This is a genomic window from Nostoc sp. NMS9 (genome assembly GCF_017114995.1).
In the GTDB taxonomy this organism is placed as follows: domain Bacteria; phylum Cyanobacteriota; class Cyanobacteriia; order Cyanobacteriales; family Nostocaceae; genus Nostoc.
Genome location: NZ_JABXKL010000081.1, coordinates 43813 through 67928 on the forward strand (window position 1 = coordinate 43813; position 24116 = coordinate 67928).

26 protein-coding genes are annotated in these 24116 nt (G+C 42.9%); 11 read left to right on the forward strand and 15 right to left on the reverse strand.

Features of this window, described 5'->3' with window-relative positions:
• Window positions 1-58: 58 nt before the first annotated feature.
• The 3 genes from HWQ40_RS25915 to HWQ40_RS25925 all read right to left on the reverse strand — a co-directional run bounded on the left by HWQ40_RS25915 (window position 59) and on the right by HWQ40_RS25925 (window position 3870).
• Window positions 59-1144, reverse strand: a complete 1086-nt coding sequence (locus tag HWQ40_RS25915) for an aliphatic sulfonate ABC transporter substrate-binding protein (RefSeq protein WP_292783652.1) — start codon at window positions 1142-1144, stop codon at window positions 59-61.
• A gap of 519 nt (window positions 1145-1663) precedes the next feature.
• Window positions 1664-2500, reverse strand: a complete 837-nt coding sequence (locus tag HWQ40_RS25920) for a hypothetical protein (RefSeq protein ID WP_292783654.1) — start codon at window positions 2498-2500, stop codon at window positions 1664-1666.
• 110 nt (window positions 2501-2610) lie between these two features.
• On the reverse strand, window positions 2611-3870 hold the full coding sequence (locus tag HWQ40_RS25925) for an MFS transporter (RefSeq protein WP_292783656.1): 1260 nt from the start codon (window positions 3868-3870) through the stop codon (window positions 2611-2613).
• 240 nt (window positions 3871-4110) lie between these two features.
• On the opposite strand from HWQ40_RS25925, the gene HWQ40_RS25930 reads away from it, so the two are divergent.
• From HWQ40_RS25930 to HWQ40_RS25940, 3 genes are all read left to right on the forward strand, one after another.
• Window positions 4111-5166 (forward strand): LLM class flavin-dependent oxidoreductase, encoded by a 1056-nt coding sequence (locus tag HWQ40_RS25930; protein WP_292783659.1) that lies wholly within the window; start codon window positions 4111-4113, stop codon window positions 5164-5166.
• A 388-nt stretch (window positions 5167-5554) separates the two neighbouring features.
• Window positions 5555-6409, forward strand: coding sequence for a DUF72 domain-containing protein (locus HWQ40_RS25935; RefSeq protein WP_292783662.1), 855 nt, complete (start codon window positions 5555-5557; stop codon window positions 6407-6409).
• An 83-nt stretch (window positions 6410-6492) separates the two neighbouring features.
• Window positions 6493-6933 (forward strand): hypothetical protein, encoded by a 441-nt coding sequence (locus HWQ40_RS25940; RefSeq protein WP_292783664.1) that lies wholly within the window; start codon window positions 6493-6495, stop codon window positions 6931-6933.
• Between the two features lie 108 nt (window positions 6934-7041).
• Here HWQ40_RS25940 and HWQ40_RS25945 read toward each other — a convergent pair whose 3' ends face one another.
• The 4 genes from HWQ40_RS25945 to HWQ40_RS25960 all read right to left on the reverse strand — a co-directional run bounded on the left by HWQ40_RS25945 (window position 7042) and on the right by HWQ40_RS25960 (window position 8813).
• Window positions 7042-7449 carry a VOC family protein gene (locus HWQ40_RS25945; RefSeq protein ID WP_292783666.1) on the reverse strand — a complete coding sequence of 136 codons (408 nt, stop codon included), beginning with the start codon at window positions 7447-7449 and terminating at the stop codon, window positions 7042-7044.
• A gap of 92 nt (window positions 7450-7541) precedes the next feature.
• Window positions 7542-7952, reverse strand: coding sequence for a VOC family protein (locus tag HWQ40_RS25950; RefSeq protein ID WP_292783668.1), 411 nt, complete (start codon window positions 7950-7952; stop codon window positions 7542-7544).
• A 22-nt stretch (window positions 7953-7974) separates the two neighbouring features.
• Window positions 7975-8418: a nuclear transport factor 2 family protein gene (locus HWQ40_RS25955; protein WP_292783670.1), complete on the reverse strand. Its 444-nt coding sequence runs from the start codon at window positions 8416-8418 to the stop codon at window positions 7975-7977.
• A 35-nt stretch (window positions 8419-8453) separates the two neighbouring features.
• On the reverse strand, window positions 8454-8813 hold the full coding sequence (locus HWQ40_RS25960) for a YciI family protein (RefSeq protein WP_292783671.1): 360 nt from the start codon (window positions 8811-8813) through the stop codon (window positions 8454-8456).
• Between the two features lie 172 nt (window positions 8814-8985).
• On the opposite strand from HWQ40_RS25960, the gene HWQ40_RS25965 reads away from it, so the two are divergent.
• The 3 genes from HWQ40_RS25965 to HWQ40_RS25975 all read left to right on the forward strand — a co-directional run bounded on the left by HWQ40_RS25965 (window position 8986) and on the right by HWQ40_RS25975 (window position 11531).
• Window positions 8986-10248, forward strand: a complete 1263-nt coding sequence (locus HWQ40_RS25965; RefSeq protein WP_292783674.1) for an RNA polymerase sigma factor — start codon at window positions 8986-8988, stop codon at window positions 10246-10248.
• A gap of 258 nt (window positions 10249-10506) precedes the next feature.
• Window positions 10507-10947 carry a sulfur transferase domain-containing protein gene (locus tag HWQ40_RS25970; RefSeq protein ID WP_292783677.1) on the forward strand — a complete coding sequence of 147 codons (441 nt, stop codon included), beginning with the start codon at window positions 10507-10509 and terminating at the stop codon, window positions 10945-10947.
• The gene (locus HWQ40_RS25975) at window positions 10944-11531 is read left to right on the forward strand and encodes a chromate transporter (RefSeq protein WP_292783680.1); all 588 of its coding nucleotides are present in this window, start codon (window positions 10944-10946) and stop codon (window positions 11529-11531) included. Before HWQ40_RS25970 ends, HWQ40_RS25975 begins: the two co-directional genes overlap by 4 nt.
• Before the next feature lie 135 nt (window positions 11532-11666).
• On the opposite strand, the gene HWQ40_RS25980 is transcribed toward HWQ40_RS25975, so the two are convergent.
• The 5 genes from HWQ40_RS25980 to HWQ40_RS26000 form a co-directional block, all read right to left on the reverse strand.
• Window positions 11667-12974 carry a CO2 hydration protein gene (locus tag HWQ40_RS25980; protein WP_292783683.1) on the reverse strand — a complete coding sequence of 436 codons (1308 nt, stop codon included), beginning with the start codon at window positions 12972-12974 and terminating at the stop codon, window positions 11667-11669.
• A 126-nt stretch (window positions 12975-13100) separates the two neighbouring features.
• Window positions 13101-14597, reverse strand: coding sequence for an NADH-quinone oxidoreductase subunit M (locus tag HWQ40_RS25985; protein WP_292783686.1), 1497 nt, complete (start codon window positions 14595-14597; stop codon window positions 13101-13103).
• 215 nt (window positions 14598-14812) lie between these two features.
• Window positions 14813-15523 (reverse strand): carbonic anhydrase, encoded by a 711-nt coding sequence (locus HWQ40_RS25990; protein WP_292783689.1) that lies wholly within the window; start codon window positions 15521-15523, stop codon window positions 14813-14815.
• 51 nt (window positions 15524-15574) lie between these two features.
• Complete coding sequence (locus tag HWQ40_RS25995) at window positions 15575-17452, reverse strand: NAD(P)H-quinone oxidoreductase subunit F (protein ID WP_292783690.1); 1878 nt, start codon at window positions 17450-17452, stop codon at window positions 15575-15577.
• Window positions 17453-17933: 481 nt separating this feature from the next.
• Window positions 17934-18119, reverse strand: a complete 186-nt coding sequence (locus HWQ40_RS26000; protein ID WP_292783693.1) for a hypothetical protein — start codon at window positions 18117-18119, stop codon at window positions 17934-17936.
• An 84-nt stretch (window positions 18120-18203) separates the two neighbouring features.
• On the opposite strand from HWQ40_RS26000, the gene HWQ40_RS26005 reads away from it, so the two are divergent.
• From HWQ40_RS26005 to HWQ40_RS26020, 4 genes are all read left to right on the forward strand, one after another.
• Window positions 18204-18815: a Uma2 family endonuclease gene (locus tag HWQ40_RS26005; protein WP_292783695.1), complete on the forward strand. Its 612-nt coding sequence runs from the start codon at window positions 18204-18206 to the stop codon at window positions 18813-18815.
• 303 nt (window positions 18816-19118) lie between these two features.
• Window positions 19119-19349, forward strand: a complete 231-nt coding sequence (locus tag HWQ40_RS26010; protein ID WP_292783699.1) for an antitoxin family protein — start codon at window positions 19119-19121, stop codon at window positions 19347-19349.
• Window positions 19339-19728 (forward strand): type II toxin-antitoxin system VapC family toxin, encoded by a 390-nt coding sequence (locus tag HWQ40_RS26015; protein WP_292783702.1) that lies wholly within the window; start codon window positions 19339-19341, stop codon window positions 19726-19728. The genes HWQ40_RS26010 and HWQ40_RS26015 overlap by 11 nt, the downstream gene beginning before the upstream one ends.
• A 391-nt stretch (window positions 19729-20119) precedes the next feature.
• The gene (locus HWQ40_RS26020) at window positions 20120-22168 is read left to right on the forward strand and encodes a pentapeptide repeat-containing protein (protein ID WP_292783705.1); all 2049 of its coding nucleotides are present in this window, start codon (window positions 20120-20122) and stop codon (window positions 22166-22168) included.
• Between the two features lie 137 nt (window positions 22169-22305).
• Here HWQ40_RS26020 and HWQ40_RS26025 read toward each other — a convergent pair whose 3' ends face one another.
• Window positions 22306-22875, reverse strand: coding sequence for a Uma2 family endonuclease (locus HWQ40_RS26025; protein ID WP_292783708.1), 570 nt, complete (start codon window positions 22873-22875; stop codon window positions 22306-22308).
• A 93-nt stretch (window positions 22876-22968) separates the two neighbouring features.
• Between HWQ40_RS26025 and HWQ40_RS26030 the strand changes: the two genes are divergently transcribed.
• The gene (locus HWQ40_RS26030; protein WP_292783711.1) at window positions 22969-23100 is read left to right on the forward strand and encodes a hypothetical protein; all 132 of its coding nucleotides are present in this window, start codon (window positions 22969-22971) and stop codon (window positions 23098-23100) included.
• 121 nt (window positions 23101-23221) lie between these two features.
• Here HWQ40_RS26030 and HWQ40_RS26035 read toward each other — a convergent pair whose 3' ends face one another.
• Together HWQ40_RS26035 and HWQ40_RS26040 are read right to left on the reverse strand one after the other, a co-directional pair.
• Entirely contained in the window at window positions 23222-23683 is a 462-nt protein-coding gene (locus tag HWQ40_RS26035) for a type II toxin-antitoxin system VapC family toxin (protein ID WP_292783713.1), read from the reverse strand.
• The gene (locus tag HWQ40_RS26040; protein ID WP_292783716.1) at window positions 23684-23998 is read right to left on the reverse strand and encodes a hypothetical protein; all 315 of its coding nucleotides are present in this window, start codon (window positions 23996-23998) and stop codon (window positions 23684-23686) included.
• Window positions 23999-24116 lie beyond the last annotated feature (118 nt).

The following is a 24116-nucleotide window of genomic DNA, read 5'->3' on the forward strand; positions in this document are numbered from 1 at the left end:
TCGCCTACTATAATCAATCAAAATATGAACAAAAACCTATATCTTAATTAATTACGAATTACCACTTCTGCTCAGGAAACCAGTTGTAATTTTTATCTTTGACATCAATTTTTTTAGGAATAATTTTGAGTTCATAGAAAGTATCTGCCATACGTTGCAATCCACTCAAAACTTCATCTGTTACAGGTAATACCTCACGTTGACCACCACGTTTTTCTACAGTTTCCATTGTTTTTAAATCAATTTTGTACAGCTTAGAAAGGAGTTTGGCGGAATCCTGATAGTTGTCTCTAGACCAAGCACCAGCCTTTTCTAACTCTTGTAAAATTGTCTTGAGAATGTCTGGATGATCGCGCACAAAATCTGGAGCAGCATAATAAAAGCTTGGGCTTTCTAGTGGAGCTTTGTCTCCAAATACAGTGCTATTATCTGCCAATAGACGAGTGCGAAGTTTACGTTCAGCTTCAGCAGTATAAGGGTCCCAAATTAACCACGCATCAATATCACCACGCTCAAACGCTGGTAAAGCTTCGGCTGGTGTCAGGTAGAGAGGTTTAATATCACCATATTTCAAACCTACTTTCTCTAAAGCACGCACAATAATGTAATGCTGACCAGAACCTTTTGCAAAAGCAACTTTCTTACCTTTTAAATCAGAAAGAGTCTTAATCGGTGAATTTTCTTGGACTAAAATAGCTGAACCTCTAGTGCTACCTGTACCAGCTGCAACTCTGACAAATGATTTATCTCCTGCTTGAGCAAAGACGCTTCCTGTACCGCCACCGCCACCAAAAACGATCGCACCTGCACCCATCCCATCCAATAGAGGTGCTGTAGAGGAGAATTCATTCCAGGTAACAGAAATACCCAAGGGTTGTAAGCGCTTTTCTAAACTTCTTTGCGCTTTCACAATATTCAGCAGTGCCATTCCTTTTTGATGTCCCATTTTTAGCACTGTTAGCTTAGGTGCTTGCGGTTGTTGTGCAGGTGCATTAGCTGAATTACTAGGAGTACAAGAAGCGATCGCTAAATTTAAACCTATACCAATAACAAAGAATAGGATAAAAGTTTTAATATCGTGATGTTGAAATAAGCTTCTTTTTTTGATATCATCTAAAAAATGGTTTGTCAATCGAGTGAACATATTTTTTCCCTCTCAGCATTTTTTAGTCTAAGTTTAAAATCGAGGTTATATTTAAAAAAGCAAACTTATAGCTCAAATTTAAAATCTAAGTTTTTTGAAATAAATTACTGTTATTAGATAAAATATGATATACATTAAATCGTAAAAATATAGTGTTGTTGACGACGAAAATGGAAAATACTTCACATCAATAACAAATCATTAATAATAGCTAACAATCCTAAATAAAATATTATGAAATTAATTTAGCAATCATAAATATTACTAATTTCTTGATAATTAGTAACGTTTAAAATCCTTTAAAATATTAAAAATCAATGTGTTAAGCTGTTGTGCATACAAGTTGCACAATTTAAATTGTGGGTAAGAACTTCAAACCCTCTCCCCTGCTCCCCTGCGGTCTCAATGTGTAAATTAAGTACTTAACAGCTTACCACGGTAAACCGCAGAGGTTAATCGTTCCTTTTTTAGGAGCTTTGTCATTCATCGGCAATACCATCGGCTCGTAGTTTTTTATCATCAATCATTCACACTCACAAGTTTGGGTAGTCTAGATATAGGGATATCCAAGAAGTAAGAAAGAACCTCTTGCCGCCAAGTATCATAAAGTATTGGCAAATCATCAATTTCAATACCAATAGCTTTTTGGCTCAACTGCCAATGATCCCGAAGGTAAGGATTACGTCGGCGTTGACCTTCTTCATCTGCTTCTATGACTTGTGCGATTAAATCCTCTTTCTCTGCGGGTGAAACTTGATCAAATTTACGTTGCCACCAGTCTACAACTCCCAAGCGGTGAACTGCTTCATCTGGCAGGATTATTTCTGCTGCAAACTTGGCTGAGTCTGGGTCGTTGATTTTGCTGGTACGGCTATTGATGAATAACAAAGCCACAATATGAAGTTCGTAATGCAACTCAAATGCTAAAAAGCCTTGCCAATTACGAATGGGTAAATCACCCATATAATCCCAATGCTTCTGCACCTGCTTTTGGATATCCTCAATTGGATCATGTCCCGATATAGCTTGCGCTCTTAAACGAGTATTTTGAGCGTGTGCGCCATCATCACCTATTTGTCTGCTCAAAAATAGCTGTAATTCTGGGTCAGGAAAAGAGTCAATTATCTTAGCGCAGACTTGCACAATAAACAGGTCATGGGCTGCACCAGCAATACGGAAGCGGTAGAAATTCTCTTTTTCCTCATCAGTTTCCGGCGATCTAGGTTCTTGCGTAGGCGTAGCCCGCCGCAGGCATCGCTTCTTCGGAATGTGAGGGGCGTACTTATCAATTAGTTTGTCAAAAATTTCCAGTTCTAAATCAGTAGTCCAAGCTGGACGAGTAAGTATTGCTGTCATAAAGTTTCCTTTGGGTAGTGGAGAACAATTTAATCCAAAATCTAAAATCCCAACAATGTTGTTTTCCTACCTATGTACTTCATTTACTTGCAATAAGCTGTAAGTATAAGCTATTCATCCAATATTCCTTTACTAACATAAATTGGGTGCAATAAATTTTCAATTTTTGGTAACATATTGTAAAAAATAATTGAACCAATAATACAAGACAAGCCTCCAAAAATTAAAGCATTTGTTGCATTAAATATACTTGCTAATCCACTTATAAATAAATTGCCAAATGGAATAATTCCCATAACTGACATATTATATATACTCATGAGCCGACCTCTTTTTTCATCATCTGATATTATTTGTAAAACAGAATTACTAGATGAATACTCTAAAATATAGCTACAACCTATTATTGGAACTATCATTAAAGAAAACCAAAAGCTTCTCGACAATGAAAAGGTAATTAATGCTGTACCAAATATAGCCGGAGCAAAGGCAATAATTTTACCAAGCCTAACTAAATTTGTTTGGTAACTCAAATAAATGCCACCACATAATGCTCCCAGCCCTGACCCTCCCGTTAAGAAACCCAGAGTAGTGGAATCTCCTTGAAGAATTTGGATGGCAAAAACAGGCATAATTCTTAGATACGGCATTCCCAAAAAACTGAGTAATGCTATCAATAGTAAGATTGAGCGAATAGGCAAAAAATAATAAGCATATGTAAAGCCTTCTTTTAAATTCTGCCAAATGTTATTTTGATAATTCCGGCGTACCATTGTTAGCTTGTTAACTTTAATTGCTAACAAAGCTGTAATGATAGTAATGTAACTAATACCATCAATTAAAAAACAGTGTCCAGGAGAAAGACTAGCAATTATAATTCCTGCGATCGCCGGAGCTATAATCCGCGAACCGCTAAGTAAAGAAGAATGGAGAGCGGTTGCATTAGTAATATCTTCTTTATTTTCAATTATGTCCATTATGAAAGCATAGCGAGCAGGTATCTCAACACTACTGAGTAAACCTTGCAATATACTTGCACAAATTATCTGCCAAATACTGATTATTCCTGTTAAAGCAAAAATTGCTAAAGCTAACGAGAGAATCATCATGATAAATTGCGCGGTAATTAGAATATTACGTCGATTAAACTGCTCTATCCAAATACCAGCTAAAGGGCTAACTATTAAATTAGGAACCTGGCTCAGAAAACCAATTAAGCCCAGTAAAGCTACTGATTCTGTTTGAGAATAAACTAGCCATGCACAGGTAGTTTCTGTCATAAAACTACCAATCATAGATAAACTTTGACCACCAAAAAATAGACGGTAGTTTCTAGACTTGAAAGATTGCAAACTCTGGGTCACACTCATGTTGAGTAGATACCTCTAATATACCTAAGGTCATCTTTGCTAAGACGGCGGGATGAAATAGTAATGGCTTAACAGCTGCAATAAGCTCGATAGAGTTTCTGGCTTCTGCCATCTATTTTTGCACCTAGAATAAATATACTGTAAATCGATAGATTTATAGTAGTATACTATGAGATTTGCATAGGTGAGGATAAAAAACAAGGTATATCTCCCCAGTCCCCATTTAATTTGGAGGTAAAAATGTCAGAACCACGCTATGGTATTTGGGCCCCTGTTGGAGGTAACTTTGGCCCTCTCAATACGCCAGATGAACCGATTGATGCTAGTTATGAACGCACGCGATCGCTAGTATTAGAAGCAGAACGCTTAGGATATGTCACAACCTTAGTCGCACAGCACCTTGCCAATCCCCGTAGTCTGGATTTAGAACAGTTGGAAACTTGGACAGCTTGTGCAGCGTTGGCTGAAGCTACGGAAAGTATAGAAATTATCGCCGCGATTAAACCTTTATTATTTCATCCAGCCGTTCTAGCCAAGATGGCCCTGGGAATTGATGCAATAAGTGGTGGACGTTTTGCCATAAACCTAATTAGTGCTTGGTTTCGCCCAGAAATGGAGCGTACTAATATCCCCTTCCCTCCCCATGATGAACGTTATCGCTATTCTGGTGAATGGTTGCAGGTTGTTAGAGCTTTGTGGAGCGGTGAGAGGGTGAACTTCGAGGGTGAATATTTCAAAATCCAAGATTTGACCTTTCGACCCTTCTCTGTTGCTCAACCCTATCCTCGTATCTACCTGGGAGGAGCATCAGACCCAGCGCAGATTTTAGCGGCTGAACAAGCTGATGTTTACTTCATCAACGGTCAGCCGATTGAAGATGTCCGCCAAGTAATTAAACAAGTTTTGGACCGACCACGTTTCCTACCCCAACCAGTCCGCTTTGGTCTGTCAGCCTTTGTCATTGCCCGGACTACAGATGAAGAAGCGCAAGCAGAACTAGAACGACTCATCGCACTGCAAAAGTTGGAAGAACAATATAAGTTAAGTGTTGCTAAAGGAGTTGACTCAGAAGCCGCCATGTTCAAACTGTTCGCTAAAAATCCGGCTGTTGGCGGCAATGGTGGCACAGCCGCAGGATTGGTTGGCAGCTATGATACAGTTGCAACTCGCGTTGCAGCTTTCGTTGATGCAGGTATTGACACTTTCATGCTGCAATTTAATCCCTTTGTTCGGGAGATGACACGTTTTGCCCAAGAAGTTATGCCTCGCGTGCAACACTTGCAAAAAGTTGCTTAGTTGTTGACCGAATGCGCCCTGACAACGGTTGGTAATTTGTGATGAGCGATGCCTAGTTGGGCTACACCGGGAGCAGATCATAATTAACTAATTGCCCGTTAGTTGGGCAACGGTTTTTACTTGTCTCGTTCTGCGGTGATGGTTTTAAGTGTGTAGAACTGAGCATAGGAACGATGGTCGTATAAGACATCTACAATGAATGCGCGATCTACTGAAAAGAGAAAGCAATATGCCTTTTTGCTTGCTAAATCTACTGAAAAGAGAAAGCAATCAAGCTTTTTGAGAAAAAAATCTGTGATTTTAACAAATCGGGAATCTGACCTAGCTTCATCCATCCCTACAACCTGCCTGTAAAATTGAATATGATACATCAAGGCTTTTAGGCACTGTGAACTTTTTTATCGGTTGTGCTGTTTGGGCATATAAAGGTTGGGTAGGCGAACTCTATCCCCAAGGCACTCGCACTGCCTATTTTCTCCATCTCTACAGTCGTCGCTTCACCACTGTAGAAGGTAATACCACCTTTTATGCCGTGCCTAACCAAGAAACTGTAACCCGTTGGGGTGCCGAAACACCAGCAGGTTTTGAATTTTGCCTAAAATTACCGCGAGATATTACCCATCAAGGGTTGCTACAACCTTATATACCAGCTGCTTTAAAATTTCTGGAGGGGATGCGCCCTTTAGGTAAGCATCTTGGCCCAATGTTTGCCCAGTTACCACCCAGTTATGCACCTGCATTACTTGACGATTTGACCAACTTTCTGGAAGCTTGGCCGCGAACAGAAGCATCTCTAGCGCTGGAAGTTCGGCATCCCGACTGGTTCAAGGAACCCCATGCTAGTAATTTGACGGCGCTTTTAGAAAAGTTAGGTGTCGGAAGGGTACTGTTAGACTCGCGCCCCATTTATACTGGAGATGACGATCCCCAATTACAATCGGAACGACGCAAACCTAAATTACCGTTGCAATTGAGTGTAACAGCACCTTTTACTCTGATTCGGTTTATTTCTCATCCGAATTTATCAGTGAATCAGCCATTTATGGAAGAGTGGGTAAGGCAAATTCAGCAATGGTTACAGATGGGAGTGCGAATTTATTTCTTTGTCCATTGTCCAATAGAAGCGCGATCGCCCAACACAGCCCGTCACTTCCAACAGCTATTGGAACAAAGTGGTACACTAGTTCCACCCCTACCTTGGAATAACCTTGAACATCCCCCTAATCAACTCAATTTATGGTGATCGTATTTAGTAGATAATTGGTGTTGTAATACTTTTCTGTTAAAGCGAATTTTTTCAGAGCAATTCCACAAAAGGAGGTTGAGATGAGTCGTCTTCTTTATGAAAAATCAGTCTCATATAAAGGATATCTCATAATTCCATTTGTTTTTGGTAAGGCGAATAATTACGAAATTTATTCATATAAAATACTATCTGAAATTGGGCACAGAAGCAAATTTCATAAAGCAGACAATCCGGCAGGAATCTATGGAAGTGACGTTAGTAATATCATTGATATTGCTAAAGAGCATATCGATCAAAATTCCGAGTTTGTTCATCGAGGGGATAGTTTTAAGTCTCGCTACATTTATCGGAACAATTTGATTATCATCTTCCAAGAAGGAGATAAATATTTTTATGACCATTACCCACCAGAGTTATTGAATAATATTGCAGCTCCAAAGTTATTCAAATCTGAATATGAATGTCTGAATTGGATTAAGCAAGGGTTTGATGGGCGACATGTGCGGCAAAGAGCTATTTGAAGAAGGTAGGAGTATTTGCATTTTTGTATTACAGCTATAGCGGTTCCCATTCAGATGCTGTACAACGTTATATCGCATCTGAATGGGAATTCCTCAAACATTGCATTTTCAACCTTGACTTATTGCGCTTGGCTCCATGTAAATAATTTCCCAAATGTGGCTATCTAAGTCAGCAAATCCATGTCCATACATAAAACCGTGATCTTGTGGTTCATTGTAGGTTGTTCCACCAGCGGCGACAGCCTTGCGAACTATTTCATCAACTTGTTCTCGGCTATCAGAAGATAAACACACAAGCACTTCTGTGCTTTTTGTGGCATCACAAATTTCTTTGGGAGTAAACGTCTTAAACTTCTCATGGGTCAAGAGCATGACGAAAATGTTTTCGGACACAATCATACAGGTGGAAGTTTCGTCAGTGAATTGAGAATTAAACTCAAAGCCGAGTTGAGTAAAGAAATCGATCGATTGATTGAGGTTTTTAACTGGCAGATTAACAAAAATTTGAGTACTCATGGGTTCTTCTTTTGAATTATTGCACAGTGAAAGATCGGCGAAAAAGCGCTGAGGTTTTACAGGGAAGATGCCTATAAGCACCTCCCCACAAGTCAAGCAGTTTTCTGGCAATTGACCATCCACGGAATACCGAATCGATCGACCAACATCCCAAAGCGGACAGACCAAAAGGTTTGATCGATCGGCATTTTCACTTTTCCATTTTCTGCCAGGGTATGAAAGATGCGTTCTGCCTCCGCTAGCTCGTCAACGCTGATTTGCACGTAAAAGCCTTGGGGTGTTTCAAAATACCCAGGCGGACTGTCAGACCCCATCAAGAGGCGATCGCCCAGATCGAGGCAGACGTGCATGATTTTGTCATGCCATCCGGCAGGTATATGCTCGGCTGAGGGTGCATCTCCGTGGGTCATCATCATGACAATTTTGCCGCCAAGACAGTGTTCGTAGAACTTGAACGCTGCTTCACAGTTGCCGTTGAACATGAGATAAGGATTGAGTTTCATGGCGTTGGCTCAGTAGATTGGGCTATGGGTTGAGCGTGAATACAGCTTGAGAGGTCTCTGGATCAAATGGAACCGAGAGATGTTCGTGTAATATCTGCCATTCGCCTTGATTTTTCTGGCAGACAGCGGTGACACGCATCCACGTCTGCATTGCCGGATGGTCTTGAGTTCCTGTGAAGCGAAATAGCCAATGTGCAACTGCTAAGTCTTCACTGACGGTAATTTTGAGGTCTCGTGTTTCAATCTCAAAGGTGTCGGGGAAGTAAGGCAAACATTCTGACCACACTTGACCCCAAGCATCTTTTCCTTGGGTTTGGAAGGGAGGTTTAACATCGAAGACGATAACCTCGTTGGCATAACGGGACATAATTTGCTCAACATCCTTGGTGCAGATGGCACGTTGTTGCTCGGCAATTAGTTGGCGAATCTGAACTTCGTTAGTTGCGATCGTGCTTTTGGTTGTCATGGCAATCTCTCCTTTTGGGTTGAGGTTGAGTGCAGTTACGAATTCTCTGGCAAGCCTGCAACTTCAATCACAGGTCGAATTTCAACGGTGCCGAAGCGCGCGCTTGGAATCCGCGCGGCGATCGCGATCGCTTCGTCGAGATCCTGAGCATTAATCAGAAAAAAACCACCCAATTGTTCGCGGGTTTCTGCGAACGGCCCGTCAGTTACTAGCGATTTGCCGTCGCGCACCCGAACGCTGGTTGCAGTTGCGACAGGGTGGAGCGGGGCGGTCGCAAGATACTGCCCTTTCGAGTTAAGTTGTTGTGCCAGTTGCGCGGATTCTACATAACAATGTTCCCGTTCGGTTTGGCTCAGGGCATTTTCCTCCAGGTAAATCAGCAGCAAATATTTCATGGGGTTGTCTCCGTTGTTTCCCTTTGTTAATAAGTCGAACGGTGCTGACTCAAATCGACACTCCACCAAAAATTTTGATCGTTTAGTACGATCAAGGTATACCTCCCTTGTTTCCCTTTGTTAGTAAGTCGAACGGTGCTGACTCAAATCGACACCTCGCCAAAAATTTTTTATGTCAGGTATAATCCCAAACGCAAAAACAGACGTAAACCAAGCGATCGCCTCCCTTTACCGGGCTGAATGGGGGCGGATCGTCGCCATCCTCATCCGGTTGGTGGGGGATTTCGATGTGGCTGAAGAATCGGTACAGGAAGCCTTTATAGCCGCCGTGAATCAATGGCAGTCCAGCGGCATGCCCGATCTCCCACGTGCGTGGATCATCAAAACAGCTCGATACAAAGCCATTGATCGCCTCCGACGGCGGACACGGCTGACGGAAAAACTGGAATGGTACGCCGCCTCCGGGTTGATTCCAACCCGCGAGGAGCCAACTTACGACACAGACGAAATTCCAGACGAGCGGCTGCGACTGATCTTTACTTGCTGCCATCCAGCACTGGCGATCGAGGCGCAGGTTGCTTTGACACTGCGGCTGCTGGGCGGACTTGAGACAGATGAAATTGCGCGGGCGTTTCTCGTCCCCACGGCAACGATGGCGCAACGGCTGGTGCGTGCCAAGCGCAAGATTCGGGATGCAGGTATTCCCTATAAAGTGCCGGACACAACCGATCTGTCTGTGCGGGTAAACGCAGTGCTGACGGCGATCTATCTGATTTTCAATGAGGGCTACGCGACGACTAGGGGCGAGACGATGGTGAGGGCTGACCTCTGCACAGAAGCGATTCGGCTGGGTCGCCTCGTGAGGACGTTGATGGCACCGCAACCGCCCTCAGAAGTGACTGCACTCTTGGCGCTGATGTTGCTGCACGACTCCCGGCGCGATGCCCGTTTGGATGAGGCAGGCGATCTGGTGTTGCTCGAAGATCAGGATCGTCGTCGCTGGAACCAACAGCAGATTGCTGAGGCGCTACCGCTCGTTGAAGAGGCACTGCGGGGCGAGATTGGTTCCTTTGCAGTGCAAGCAGCGATCGCGGCACTACATTGTCAGGCAGCACAAGCAGAAGAAACGGACTGGTTACAAATTGTCCGCCTCTACGATTTGCTCGAACGCTTGCAGCCCTCGCCGATTGTTTCGCTGAACCGGGCGGTGGCGATCTCAATGATAGAGACTCCTCAGACGGCCCTCGAACTCATTGATGGGCTTGCTCCCCAACTTAATGGCTACCATCTATTTCACGCCACCCGTGCCGAGATGCTGCGCCGCATCGGAGCCTCAGCGTCAGCTGCAGAGAGCTACGAGATCGCGCTCATGCTAGTTACTAATGACAGCGAACGCCGCTTTCTGGAGCGTCGGCTGCGCGAAGTTCAGCCCTAACGTCCAGCATCACCAGACAGGCGAAGAATTATTTACTATATTGACGAAAACGTTCTGCTTTTGCTGGCTATGCCCGACTGCGATGCGATCGCACTTTCATCATGCCAGTCTGCTCGGTTCAAGTGTAGCAACATGAAACCGTTGTTATAGATTTTGCTGTCGCTCAGTATTTTTCACGCGATCGCACCCAGTAGGCATACAGCCAGCCATTACAGAATAAACTACGATAAAGCTATCGAAAAAGTGTGTTTAAAGATTATGAGTAACACTAAAAAAGTTAGTGACGACTTGAGCGCTGCTGGACAACCAACTTCTGAGGAGTTAAAACAGGCAGCCCAAGAGGGATTTAAGTCAGTGCTGAACCTGCGTTCTTCCGATGAAGCAGGTTTTCTCAGTGACGAACAGCAGCAAGCTCAAGCGGCTGGACTGCAATATGCCAATGTCCCATTAAAGCCTTCAGAACCCAATCAAGAGCAAACAGAATTAGCAATTCAGGAGATTGAGAAGTTACCCAAACCAATTTTAATTCACTGTGCTGCTGGAGCAAGGGCTGGTGGTATTGCCTTGATTGCCAATGCGATTAGTGAAAGTCTGACTTATGAGGAAATTAGTCAGAAAGCGCAAGAGCTTGGTTTAAATTTAGAACAGCCGCACCTCAAGCAATTCCTACTTGAGAAGTATATTGCCAAGCAAAAATGACTAATTCAGCACCAAGTCGTTTAGGTGAACTCGCCAACCTGTTTTTTAAACTGGGCGTCATCGGCTTTGGGGGGCCGGTTGCTCATATTGCCATGATTGAAGATGAAGTGGTTAAGCGGCGTCAGTGGTTGACAAGGGAGCATTTTCTAGATTTGCTGGGTGCAACTAACCTAATTCCTGGGCCAATTTACCCCTGGCCAGTACTTTCGACTGCTACGTTTATCGGTTATGTCATTGCTGGCATACCTGGCGCAATTGTTGCCACAATCGGAATTTTTCTACCTTCTTTTATTTTCGTTGCTGCCCTGAATCCCCTAATTCCACGCTTACGAGCCTCTTCTTGGGCTAGAGCATTTTTGGATGCTGTGAATGTTAGTGCTGTAGCGCTAATGGTTGTTACTACTTTGCAATTGGGGGTAGGGACTTTAACATTACTACAACACCCATTTGTAGATTTTCTCGGCTTGGCGATCGCGATCGTCTCAGCCATTTTAGCCATTCACTTTCGCATCAATGCTGCATGGCTAGTCTTTGGTAGCGCCTTCATTGGATGGGTTGCTTTACTCTTGGGCTACACTCGATGAAATTGCAAGTATTGTAGATTACTAACAGATATTAGCTTGACTTTATACACTTATTCGTTTCAGTGTATTTTTGTAAAAAAGAATGTAGAGACGTAGCAGTGATACGTCTCTACAAAGGTTTTAGATGGAGATATTTTATCGATAATCTTGACTTTGAATGCTCCCTAAACGAGCAGCATCACGAATATTGTAGTCAGCACGGGTAAAGCGATTTAGCTGCATTTCAAAAAACTCTCGATTGGCTTGTAAATGCTTGGGATTTTGGTCATCTAAAGGATATAAAAGTGCAGTTCGCAAGGCTTGAATTACCGCAGAAGTGACACAGTACATTGACCGTTGAAAACTAACTCCTAACTGAATCAACATATCTTCTTCGCCCCGGCAATGTTGGCTGTAATAATCAACAAGATATGGTGGCAAAAAATGCAACATATCTTGCATTAATAATGTCGGGGGAATACCAGCAGTACCCACTGGAAAGACATCAGCGTAAAGAATACCATAGTGAAAGTCTTTTTGGTCTTCTGGTACTTGACGCGCTTGAGCATTATAAGATTTTGTTCCTCGGAAGGGTGCAGTGCGGTAGAAAACTGCTTCTACATAGGGTAATGCAGCTTCATATAGCCACATGAAACCCTTAGATTTGGGGATGATTTCGTAGCATTGACCACGAATATAAACGTGATGGTAAATGGGACGACCTGCGATCGCAAATATACCATTAACTAAGAAGCTCATCGCCTCTGGAACACTGCTAATGGTACCTTCATCATAGCGATCGGACATTTCAAAGAATACTGGCGCCATGACTTCCCAGAATAAGCCCAGATTAGCGTAGTATGACATCTGGCGGCACTGTTCCAAAAACATATCGGGGAACAGCTTATAAAGTCCCAGCATTACAGGGTTCCCTTGGAAGTAAGCTTTAATTGCTCGGTCAGCGTTGGCTTTGTATTCGTCTGAATCTAGGTAAGGGTCAAACTGTCCACCCATACCTCTGTGCCACAACATCGCCCGCATACAAGCTTCAGCAAATTCCATGTTAATGCGATCGTGCAACAAGTGATGCAACAACTTTGGCATTTTAAAAGTTTCACCCTTCTCGATAAATGCCAAAAGTTCTGGATGTGCAGTAGCTTCGCCGCGCCAAATTCGTAAATCGGCATCATCGCCAGCGTAATGATTATGCCGTTCTAAATACTCTTTGGGTAAGAAGTATTTAAAGAACGGTAACGGGTTTAAAAATTCGCGTTCGGCAATATAAAGTAGGTCACGCCAGTAAAAATCCATCGGCACAGCATAAGCTTTATATAAACCGATGATTTGCATCAAATTTTCTGGAGTATCAGGTAACATTGCACCGCCTGCTTCTAGACGATGAATTACTTCAGCAAATTCATGTTTTGAAGGAGGTAATTTAATTGCTGTTTTAATTGCTGTCATGGGAATGATATTTACTCAATTGCGTAAACTTCTAGCGAATCGAATTCAAAAACTCTGCGCTCCTACCCTGCGGGAAGGCGAAGCGCCTATGCGTTAAACTTTGCGTTTCTCTGCGTTTAAAAACTCTTAATTATTTACCACTTCAGAGATGACAGTTTTTTCCCAAGAGGGAATTGCAGCCACCATTGTTGTAGTTGTGGATTCACTCCAACGCACTAACCAAGTGGGTTGTACTCCTAAAAAGATGATGAAAGCTGCCAAAATTAAAGCTGGGATTTTCTCAGACCAAAGAACTTTGGGATAGTAGGCGAAGTTATCCAGTCTGCCAAAGCAGGTGCGGTTGAGGAGGATGACAAAATAAACTGCGGTTAATCCACTAGCGACTACACACAAAATTGTCGGGAGGGGAAAGACAGAGAAACTGCCTTGAAAGACGATAAATTCGGCGATGAATCCTGTTAAACCGGGAATACCTGCGCTAGCCATACCGCTTAAAACTAGTAAAGCGCTAATTAGAGGTAAACCGCGTATGGGACTCATTAAACCATTGAGTTTATCTAACTCGCGTGTACCGACTTTGGCTTCCACAACTCCTACCAAGTGGAAGAGAATGGCTAGGATGATACCGTGGCTGAACATTTGGGCGACTGCACCAACGAGTGCTAAGGGAGTACTAGCAGCACCAGCTAACAAAATATAGCCCATGTGACCAACGGAACTGTATGCTACCATGCGCTTGATATCTTTTTGAGCGATCGCAATTACTGCCCCATAAATGGCGCTGACTGCTCCCCAAATTGCTAAAGTCGGTGCAATAATGCTCCAAGCATGGGGAAACATACCCAACCCAAATCGCAGCAATCCATAGGTTCCCAGCTTTGCTAACACGCCACCGAGAAGAATGGCAATTGGTGCTGAAGCCTCAACGTAAGCATCGGGTAGCCAAGTATGGAAGGGAACTAAGGGAATTTTAATACCAAAACCTAAGACTATTCCTGCTAGTAAAAGGATTTGTTTGGCTGTTGACAGGTTTTCTGTAGAGACTGCATCAAAAGCAAAATTGGTAGAACCACTCAGCCACACCATACCCAAGAATGTCGCCAGAATTAATGCTCCCGAAACCGCAGTATAAATCAGGAACTTAATCCCAGCATAACCCCGTTTTTGCCCTCCCCAAATGGAAATTAGTAAGTAGAAGGGGATTAATTCTAGCTCGTAAAACAGGAAGAATAGTAGTAAATTCTCTGCTAGAAAAGCACCTGCGACTCCTCCACTAACTAATAAAATCATGGAGTAAAATAACCGGGGGCGTTCAGTTTCTTTACTACTACTGTAAATAGAAATCCAGGTGAGCAGACTATTTAACACCAACATCAAGATAGAAAGCCCGTCAACACCTAGTTGATAGCTCAAACCAAGGGTTTCATTCCAAGGCAAATACTCTTGAAATTGCATTCCAGGATTACTGATATCAAATTTTAACAGGATAAAAATGTTCCAGAAGAGAACTATCCCTGAAAAAATTAATGCTATTAAACGAATGCGATATTTAGGAATACTTACAGGTAAGACTGCTATAAAAATAGCAGTAAAGATTGGCAGCCAAATCAAAACACTTAACATGAGAGTTTTGTCCTTTGTCCTTTGTCTTTATATGACTCAATACGCTTGGGTTAAGAGAATAGTAGGTTGGGTTGAGCGATAGCGTAACCCAACAAAGTCTCGATAATGTTGGGTTTTGTTCCTCAACCAAACTTACGTCTTCGTCCTTTGTCTTTTGTCCTTTATGACTTAACTCTTAGCCAATGACTAATGACTAATGACAAAAGACAAAAAAGCTAACTTACTATACTAATTTCTCCAGTATCTAAATCGTAATAACCACCGACTATTTTCAGCTTTTCTGCTTTGATTAACTCAGATAAAACTGACGATGATTGCAATCTTTTAATTTGCGCCAAAATATTTGCTTTACAAACATTTTCTACCATATCTCCTGATTTATCTTTTGAACTTTCTACACTTGGTTTAATTGCTTCAAGCAAACTTCCAATATTTCCAGGTACTGGAGCACCTTTAATCGCCGCTTGTACTGCACCACATCTTTCATGCCCGACGACCATGATGACTTTGGTGCCTAATACTAAGCTGCCAAATTCTAAGCTACCAATTTGCTGTGTTGTGGCAATATTACCAGCTATCCGGCAAACAAATAAATCTCCAAGTCCTTGGTCAAAAACAATTTCTGAAGGTACTCGTGAATCTGCACAACCGAGAATAGAAGCGAAGGGCTTTTGACCTTTGGCAACTTCAACTAAACGTGAATAGCTTTGGTCAGGATTACGACGTTTCCTTTTGGCAAACCTTTCATTCCCATCTAATAACTCTTGCAGTGCTTTATCAGGCGTAATCTCTTCTACTGGTGTTTTTTCCGCTGCAAGTAAGTTTGAACCAAGTCCGGCTGTCAATACACCTGTACCGATCGCACCTGCACCAAACTTGAATAAACTTCTTCTGGAAAGATTTATCTGCGGATGTCGTATGCTCATGGAATTATTCTCACAATATTAAACTGTTAACTTTTAGTAGGATAGTTAATGCTATCCAAGTGTCGAGATTTGAAAAACCAAATTTAAAAACTGTATTCCCCAAAATGGCCAAGTTACCCACATTCCTAAAAGACTTACTCCTAAAAGAACAGTGAGTGCATAAAACTGGGTTTGCCCAGAGTTGCTGTATTTGAGACCTTCGCCACCTAATAGGGAAAATAAACCAACAAAATTAACAATGCCATCGATTACAAAGCGGTCAATCATATCGGCAAGTTGGGAAATTTTGGCAACTCCAAAAATTATGGTCATTTTATAGAGTTTGGGGGTATAAAAATCGTATGCGATTAAATCTTGTAAACCTTTCCAAGGCAGGCGAATCGGTTTGGGAATATTGCTGAAATAAATCACACCAGTGATACTGCAACCGAAAATACTTGACCAATTTAAAAGTAGTGCGACATCTTTATTTAGGCTTGCCCAATCTGGTAAAAGTGATAAATTTTGCAAGATGAAAGGAAGATGTAGATTAAAGCCAAGTAGAATCATCATCGGCAGAATCATCGGCCAGTGAGCTTCAGGCGATCGCTCTGTCATTTGTGTAGCTTTACCGCCAAAAAGTAAAGCGAATTCTCTGGTCAAACTCACGGCTGTCAAAGCATTTACCGCGATTATTACTCCCACTAACCAAGGTTGAGTTTCCCACAGCCTATCTGCTAATTCCATCAGCGCCCAAAAGCTACCCAGTGGTGGAAAACCAATTAATCCCAAACTGCCGACAATAAAGGCGATTCCGGAAATCGGGCGACGCTTCCACAGTCCACCAAGTTGGGTTACGTCTTGGGTGATGCTATTCCAGATAATTCCGCCCGTACTCATCACCAATAGTGCTGCGGATATAGCGTGGGTGAGTACTAACAATAGCGCCGCTTCGTCTTGTTGCACTCCCACGGCGATGAATACTAAACCCATGTATGCACTGACAGAATAGGATTGACAGCGTTTCATATCGATTTGAGCGATCGCAATTAAAGAAGCACCCACGGCTGTCACCGCACCAATCGCAACCATCGCCGAGGAAGCTATGGGCGACAAGCTTAACACAGGTTGCAATTTAATCAGCACCCATGCACCACTAGCTACTACTACCGAGTTCCGCAAAATCGTACTGGGAACAGGGCCTTCCATCGCTTCATCTAGCCAGAGATGCAGGGGAAATTGGGCACATTTACCCATCGGCCCAGCAATTAAAGCTAAACTTACCAGTGCCATAGTTGTCGGGTTGACGTTAGCAGTAGCCGCCCATTCAGCTAATTCTGTATAATTCCAAGTTCCAGCTAAAGGCCATAATGCCAACACGCCTATCAGCAAGAATAAGTCTCCCACCCGCTTGGTTAAAAACGCATCTCTCGCACCTGAAACTACCAAAGGCTGACTAAACCATAAGCCGACTAGTAGATAGGTTCCCAGCGTCAGGACTTCCAAAATTACATAGCTGAAGAACAAGTTATTACACAAAGCAAGGGCACACAATCCCGCTTCAAATAATCCCAACAAAGAATAGAAGCGTCCCCAACCCCAATCCATTTCCATGTAGCCGATCGCATAAATCTGCGCCAGCAAATTCAAGCCAGTAATCACAACCAAAGCGCTGACACTCACTGAAGAGATTTCTAAGGCGATGGTTAGGTCTAAACCAGCCGTAGATAACCAAGGAATAAATACTTCTTGGGCTGGATAATTCCAAGTTGCTTGTAAGGCGATCGCACTATGCACAAACGCCAAAAATGTCATCACCAAGTTTACATAACCCGCCGGTCTTGGTCCCATTTTCCGAATGATTCCCGGCGACCAAGGCACGGCTAACAAGCCACCGATTAAGGCATAGCACGGAACTAGCCAAACAGTCTCTAGTAGAAACTGAGCCATCAACTCACCTCTATTATTGTCATCAAAAATTATGGGTTTTAAATCAACTGACGTTGATCCCAGTTAACCCAGCAATGTCTACGACGGGCTACGCCTACGCAGATAATGCAAATTTATCTTTGCTTAATTTTGTTAGAAACAGCTTACCGTTATATCTGTCAAAATGGAATTATTTAACTAAATAAATTTGAGATAATAACTCTAATTATTTCTTATACAATCGACTATTTGAGTAATCAATAATAGCTATTGTTTTTTATCTATGAATTGAGTAAGGGATGAATCAATAGTTATCATTAGTTTTATCAATTGATATTAAGCCTCTCTTGTTAAAAGGGCGGTTAGAAACCGCGTCTACACAGGCAAAACCCACAGAGGTGGGTTTCAAATACTTAATTTTTCCTTAGTCCGCGTAGGCGGACTTTGTTTGTGTAGCCGCGAATTCCATTCGCCCTGGCTTTCATTTGACACTAAATGTAATTTACACTTCGGTAATTTTGTCAATCTGCCAAACAACAGAAATAATCGCAGGCGCTTGGTCAAATTGGCTGATGGGGGCGGGTTTCATATCTCGGTAGTCTAGCAATTGGACTACGATGAGGTAAGCGATCGCTAAAATGATAGAAATCGCACCTGTAAGAATAGCAATTAATTTTGAACGTTCCATCAGTATTTCCTGTAATGCAAGTAGAATAACTGTATTGAGTCATCGATGAGAATTGCGTAGGCGCAGCCCGCCGTAGGTATCGCTATGACTGCAACCACAAAAAAAATTACTTTTGCAGAATATCTTAAGTATAACGATGGCACGGATACCCAATATGAATTGGTAGATGGAGAATTAATTCCCATGAGCCTTGGCACTGGCAAGCACGGTGGCATCTCCAAGTTTTTAGAACGAAGCTTTGATGATGAAAGTGCCAAAATGGGCCAGAATTGGACAGCACAAAAGTTTTCTGTGGGAGTGCGATGCCTGCGGCGACCCGAAGCGGGAGCGCCACGAGGGGGACGCTGGGATACCTCACGAATTCCAGATGTAGTCGTATTACCAACACAGCAGTGGGAAGCACTTTCTAATCGAGAAGCTGTTATCGAACTCAACGAAACTCTCCCCATATTAGTGGTAGAAGTCGTCAGCGAATCTACACAAACCACAGACTATCGCAGCAAACGTTCTGAGTATGCTGTTCTGGAAATTCCCGAATACTGGATTGTTGACCCGATTCAAGAGATAGTAACAATATGCACTTTAGTAGAAGGGTTCTATGATGCTGTTGCATTCCGAGGACAAGAACGCATCATCTCTTTTACTTTTCCACAATTGGATTTGAGTGCCGAACAAGTCTTAGCAGGACGGAAGTGAACTCTCAATTACTACCAATTTACAGGCGGCATAGTGGACGCTAACACTGTTAAGCTGTTAAGTACTTAATTTACACATTGAGACCGCAGGGGAGCAGAGGAGCAGGGGAGCAGGGGAGAGGGTTTGGAGTTCTTACCCACAATTTAAATTGTGCAACTTGTATGCACAACAGCTTAACGCAGACCAAAAGAGTTGCTACAAATTATGCGTAGGCATAGCCCGCCGTAGACATCGCTAAAATAGCAGAAATTGCACCTGGAAATCGTTATAGAATTTGGAGTAGGAATTAAATTGCAAAACCGTATGCCAGAGTCTCAGACTATTGAAGCAATATATGAAGATGGAGTTTTGCGTCCACTGCAAACACTAACAGGTGTGGCAGAGCATAGCAAAGTTAAAATCATAATTGAGTACCAAGAGACTCCAACCCATCCACTGTTACAGTTTGCAGGCATTATCAGCGACGAAGAAGCAGCACAATTGCAGTCTGTGATTGATCGAGAATTTGAGCAAATTGACTCTAATGGCTGGTGAAACGGCTCTGGACACGTCCGTTGCTATTCGCTATCTCAACGGTGATGCGATCGCAGTTGCAAGAGTGATAGCCTTGCCAAATATCGTCCTATCATTACCAGTTGTTGCTGAACTGCTGTTTGGAGCGGAAAATTCTGCCCGTTCCTTGCAAAACTTGACTCGCTATTTACAGTTCATTGAAGCTTGTGTTGTAGTGCCAATGGGGCGAGAAACCGCTACATCCTACGCCCAAACACGCCTTACCTTAAAGCGCAAAGGCAGACCAATCCCAGAAAATGATATTTGGATTGCAGCCCAATGTCTGGAACGTGGCTGGACATTAGCTACAAATGATCAGCATTTTAGTTATGTAGATAATCTCATAGTGGAACAGTGGTAATCAGTGGCTGTAGTTCAATAATGAGTCTTTGATACTCGTGAATGAGTCTTTGAACTCCGTTAACGAGTCTTTGATACTCGTGAATGAGTCTTTGAACTCCGTTAACGAGTCTTTGATACTCGTGAATGAGTCTTTGAACTCCGTTAACGAGTCTTTGATACTCGTGAATGAGGCTTTGAACTCCGTTAACGAGTCTTTTATACTCGTGAATGAGTCTTTGAACTCCGTCAACGAGTCTTTGATACTTGTGAATGAGGCTTTGAACTCCGTTAATGAGTCTTTAATACTCGTGAACGAGTCTTTGAACTCCATTAATGAAAAATATCCAGCCATTCCTGAATTTACAGGGGTGAGCGTGTAGTAAAATTTGCTCACCTCTGTAAAGTGGAACATGGCTTTAGACTTCTCCGGTCAAAATCTCCGAGGACGCAACTTCAAAGGTAGGAAAGACCTTGCGGGTGCAAACTTTAGCTATGCCGACATCCGAGGTGCAAACTTCTCTAACGCTAATTTAACAGGTGCGAACTTCAGTCATGTCAAAGCTGGACTGCAACGCCGCTGGACAATTTTCCTAGTCCTCGTCTCGTGGCTGTTGTCGGGACTTTCAGGATTGTTATGGGTTGCGAACGGGTTATTGGTATCACGAATATTTGATACTTCTAGCTTAGAGTTTCAGATTGGCGGCTGGGCTGCCCTAATCGTATTAATTGCTTTTTTCTTCGTCACAATTTGCCAAGGAGTAGCAGCTGGTTTAGGAGTCTTAGCCGTAGGCCTCGCCGTAGTGTTTGCCGTAGCCATAGCCGGAGTCATAATCGGACCCGGAGCCGGAGTCATAATCGGAGCCGGAGCCGGAGTCATAATCGGAGCCGGAGCCGGAGCCGGAGCCGGAGCCGGAGCCATAGCCGGAGCCATAGCCGGAGCCATAGCCGGAGCCATAGCCGGAGCCGGAGCCATAGCCGGAGCCATAGCCGGAGCCGGAGCCATAGTCGGAGTCATAGTTGGAGCTAGAGCCATAGTTGGAGTCATAGCCGGAGCTGGAACGTTATTTAGTATCTACATCAGCTGGCGAGCCATGAAAGGAGATCAAAATCACTCCTTGGTTCGTAATATTGCGATCGCCTTTGCTGCAACAGGAGGTACAAGTTTTCGTGGCGCTAACTTAACCAATGCTGATTTCACCCAAGCTACGCTCAAAAGTACAGATTTCCGCAACACAATCCTTATCTGTAGCCGTTGGCATCAAGCCAAAATGCTTGACCGTGTTCGTCCTGGTTTGACTTATCTTCAAAACTCACAAGTACGTCAACTGCTGGTTACAGGACAGGGACAGGACAAAAATTTTGACCGTCAAAACCTACGAGGTATCAACTTACAAGCAGCAAACCTAGCTGATACCAGCTTTATCGGCGCTGATCTCAGTGAAGCTAATTTGCAAGATGCCGATTTGTCAAGAGCAAAGCTGAAGCAAACGCAACTAGTCGGCACAGATTTAACAGGTGCAACACTCACAGGCGCATACATTGAAGATTGGGGCATTACGAGAGAAACTAAATTGCATGGGGTGAGGTGTGAATATGTCTTTATGCGCTTACCCACCAAAGAAGACCCCGACCCCCTCCGCAAACCTGATAATAAACAAGAGGTATTTGCAGACGGGGATTTTGCCAACTTTATCAAACCGATTTTTGACACCCTCGACCTTTACCACAATCAAGGCGTTGACCCTCGCGCCGTTGCCATAGCTTTCAAAAACCTTGCCGAAAACCATCCCGAAGCCGAGTTAGAAATCGTGGCAATGGAGAAACGCGGCGATGATAAAATCTTGCTCAGAGCCAAAACCGCCGCAGGTAGCGATAAATCTCAACTGAGTGCCGAATATTTTGATGATTATAATCAACTCAAAGCCTTATCGCAGAGTCAGCAATTATTACTTGTAGAAAAAGATAGGCGCATTATTAGTTTAGAAAATATGGTAGATACTGCTCTCAAGCAGCCGAAATTTTATACTCAAGGAGATACAAATATGTCAGATATCAGCGGCATCAATATTCAAAATAGCAGTAATGTTAGCGGTATCGCTGGCAATAATTCTATTGCTAATCTAGGAACCATTAGCGGTAACGTGAGTATTGCCCTCAATCAGTTACCTGATGCGCCAGATGCCGAGAAACCAGGAATCAAAGAATTATTGTCCCAGTTGCAAGATGCAATCATACAATCTACATATTTGTCAGAAGAAGACAAAGCCGAAGCGCTAGAACAGGTGAAGACTTTGGCAGAAGCGGGTAAAAATCCTCAAGAATCCACTAAGCAGAAGACGGCGAAAACTGCAATCACCATGTTGAAAGGGATATTTACAGGCTTACCTGCTGTTGCTTCTCTGGTGGAAGCAGGTAATAAATTATTGCCTGCGATTTCTAAATTATTCGGTTTGGGATAATTTAACATAAGTTCAATAAACCTCTCCCTGCCTTGAACTAAAGTTCAAGTCTGTCCCTCTCCGAGTCGGAGAGGGACGGTTTTGCGTAGTAAAACCAGGGAGAGGTCTTTTGATTCAACTAATTCGATAAACAATTTCTAAGCCGTTAACACCTGCTGCGCTGTCAGTTTTAACTCAGGGAAAGTCGGAGAATATATTTGCTGGTTTCCTGTAAATACTGTTTGGTTATAACGTCCCTGATTCAACAAGCAGACTGTCACCTTTACTTCCAGAGGATCAACAATCCAGTATTCAGGGATAGAGAAGGCTGCATACTCAAGTGGTTTCCTTTCATAATCTCGTTTCACAGACTCAGCGCTAACCACTTCTATTGTCAACAGTGGAGGTAACTCAAGCACAGCCGATTTACCCTGAATAGATTGTCGCTGTTCTTCAGTCATCACAATTAAGTCAGGGAGACGGGATTTTTTGACGGAGGTACGAACGCCAGTACTGCTAGGGCGAACCTGCCAGTCTAACCCTAGTCGTTGGATTTCTAGATAGAAGCGGATCAACAAGAAAGTAATGATCGCTTCATGCAAATCTGAGGCTGGAGGCATTTCTAGCAGTACCCCATCCTCAAGTTCATAGCGCTTGTCAGTGCCATCATCGTAGGTGAGATATTCCTCAAAAGTATACAGACGTTCTACAGGTTTTGTAGTGGACATACTTTTGTCATTCGTAATTCGTAATTGGCCATAATCATATCTACTTTCTTCATTCTCAGGTAGTTTTGGAATGTAGAGTTAAATTTTTCCAAAATGTCTTTAACTGAAGAAATTCTTTCCCAATTACCAGGCGATGTTTTAAGAGGATTGCGCCAAGGCGATCGCATTCTCACATCTGTGCACAAAAACTCCGCACCCACACCACAGTTAGTTAAAGAAAATTAACAGTCTTTAGGCGTCCAAGAATAATTAATCAAAGCTTGAAATAAATCAGTTATCGGATTCACCGGATGCCGAGAAACCAGACATTAAAGAATAGAAGAAAGAGTACAAGGTGACAACCTAATTAGCTCTCAGAAGATGGTAGTGTAAAGCTAGTTGGGTTCACAAGGGTGACTTCAGAAGCGTAGCGGTTAAAGTCCCTAACGTTGAAAGTTAAGATATGAGTTAGCCTGTTGACTAACATTGAGGCTACAAGCCTAGCATCGTGGACATTTACCCCCATTACCCCATACTGTATAATTAATCGCTTCCACTCTGGATAAATCTCAGGTACATCTGGCAGTACCAAGAAGAAACCTTCTAAGCGCTCTAGTTCCGTTCTAGCTTCAGCTATGGTTAAGCCTAAGCCGTTCCTTTGGGCAGATCGTGTTGCACTTCGCCAAAACTCTATGAGGTTTTGTGAGGTAATAAAAAGCTCTAACTCTGCTCCTCGTAAAGTTGAAATTGCGTTCAGTGTATCTGCATACATTGGGTGGTGTGGCTGTACGCTTAGTAGCAATAAGTTGGTATCGATAAGATAAGTCACTTAAATATCTTCCGACTCCTCATCATTGTATATTCCTGCCCGACTTAAAGCATACTCTGATAGTAAGGGTGTATCTCGCCTATGGCTCTCTGCCCATTCCCGAAAAGCTGTTATCCACTCAAGAGCCGTTGCAGTTTTGTAAAATGGTTGCTCCTGTTTTAATTTCATCAACTGCTCAAGTAATGCATCTAAATGTGGCTTAACCACTTCAACAGGGAGCTTAGTTACGTTTGCTAACACCTGCACAACGCCTTCTAACTCTTCTTTGTCAACCTCTAGGGGTAATGGTAGTATTTGATTATTATTGTTGACCACGCTCGTAGCTCTCCATAAATAATGTCCTATCTACTTTCTTCATTCTCAGGTAGTTTTGGAATGTAGAGTTAAATTTTTCCAAAATGTCTTTAACTGAAGAAATTCTTTCCCAATTACC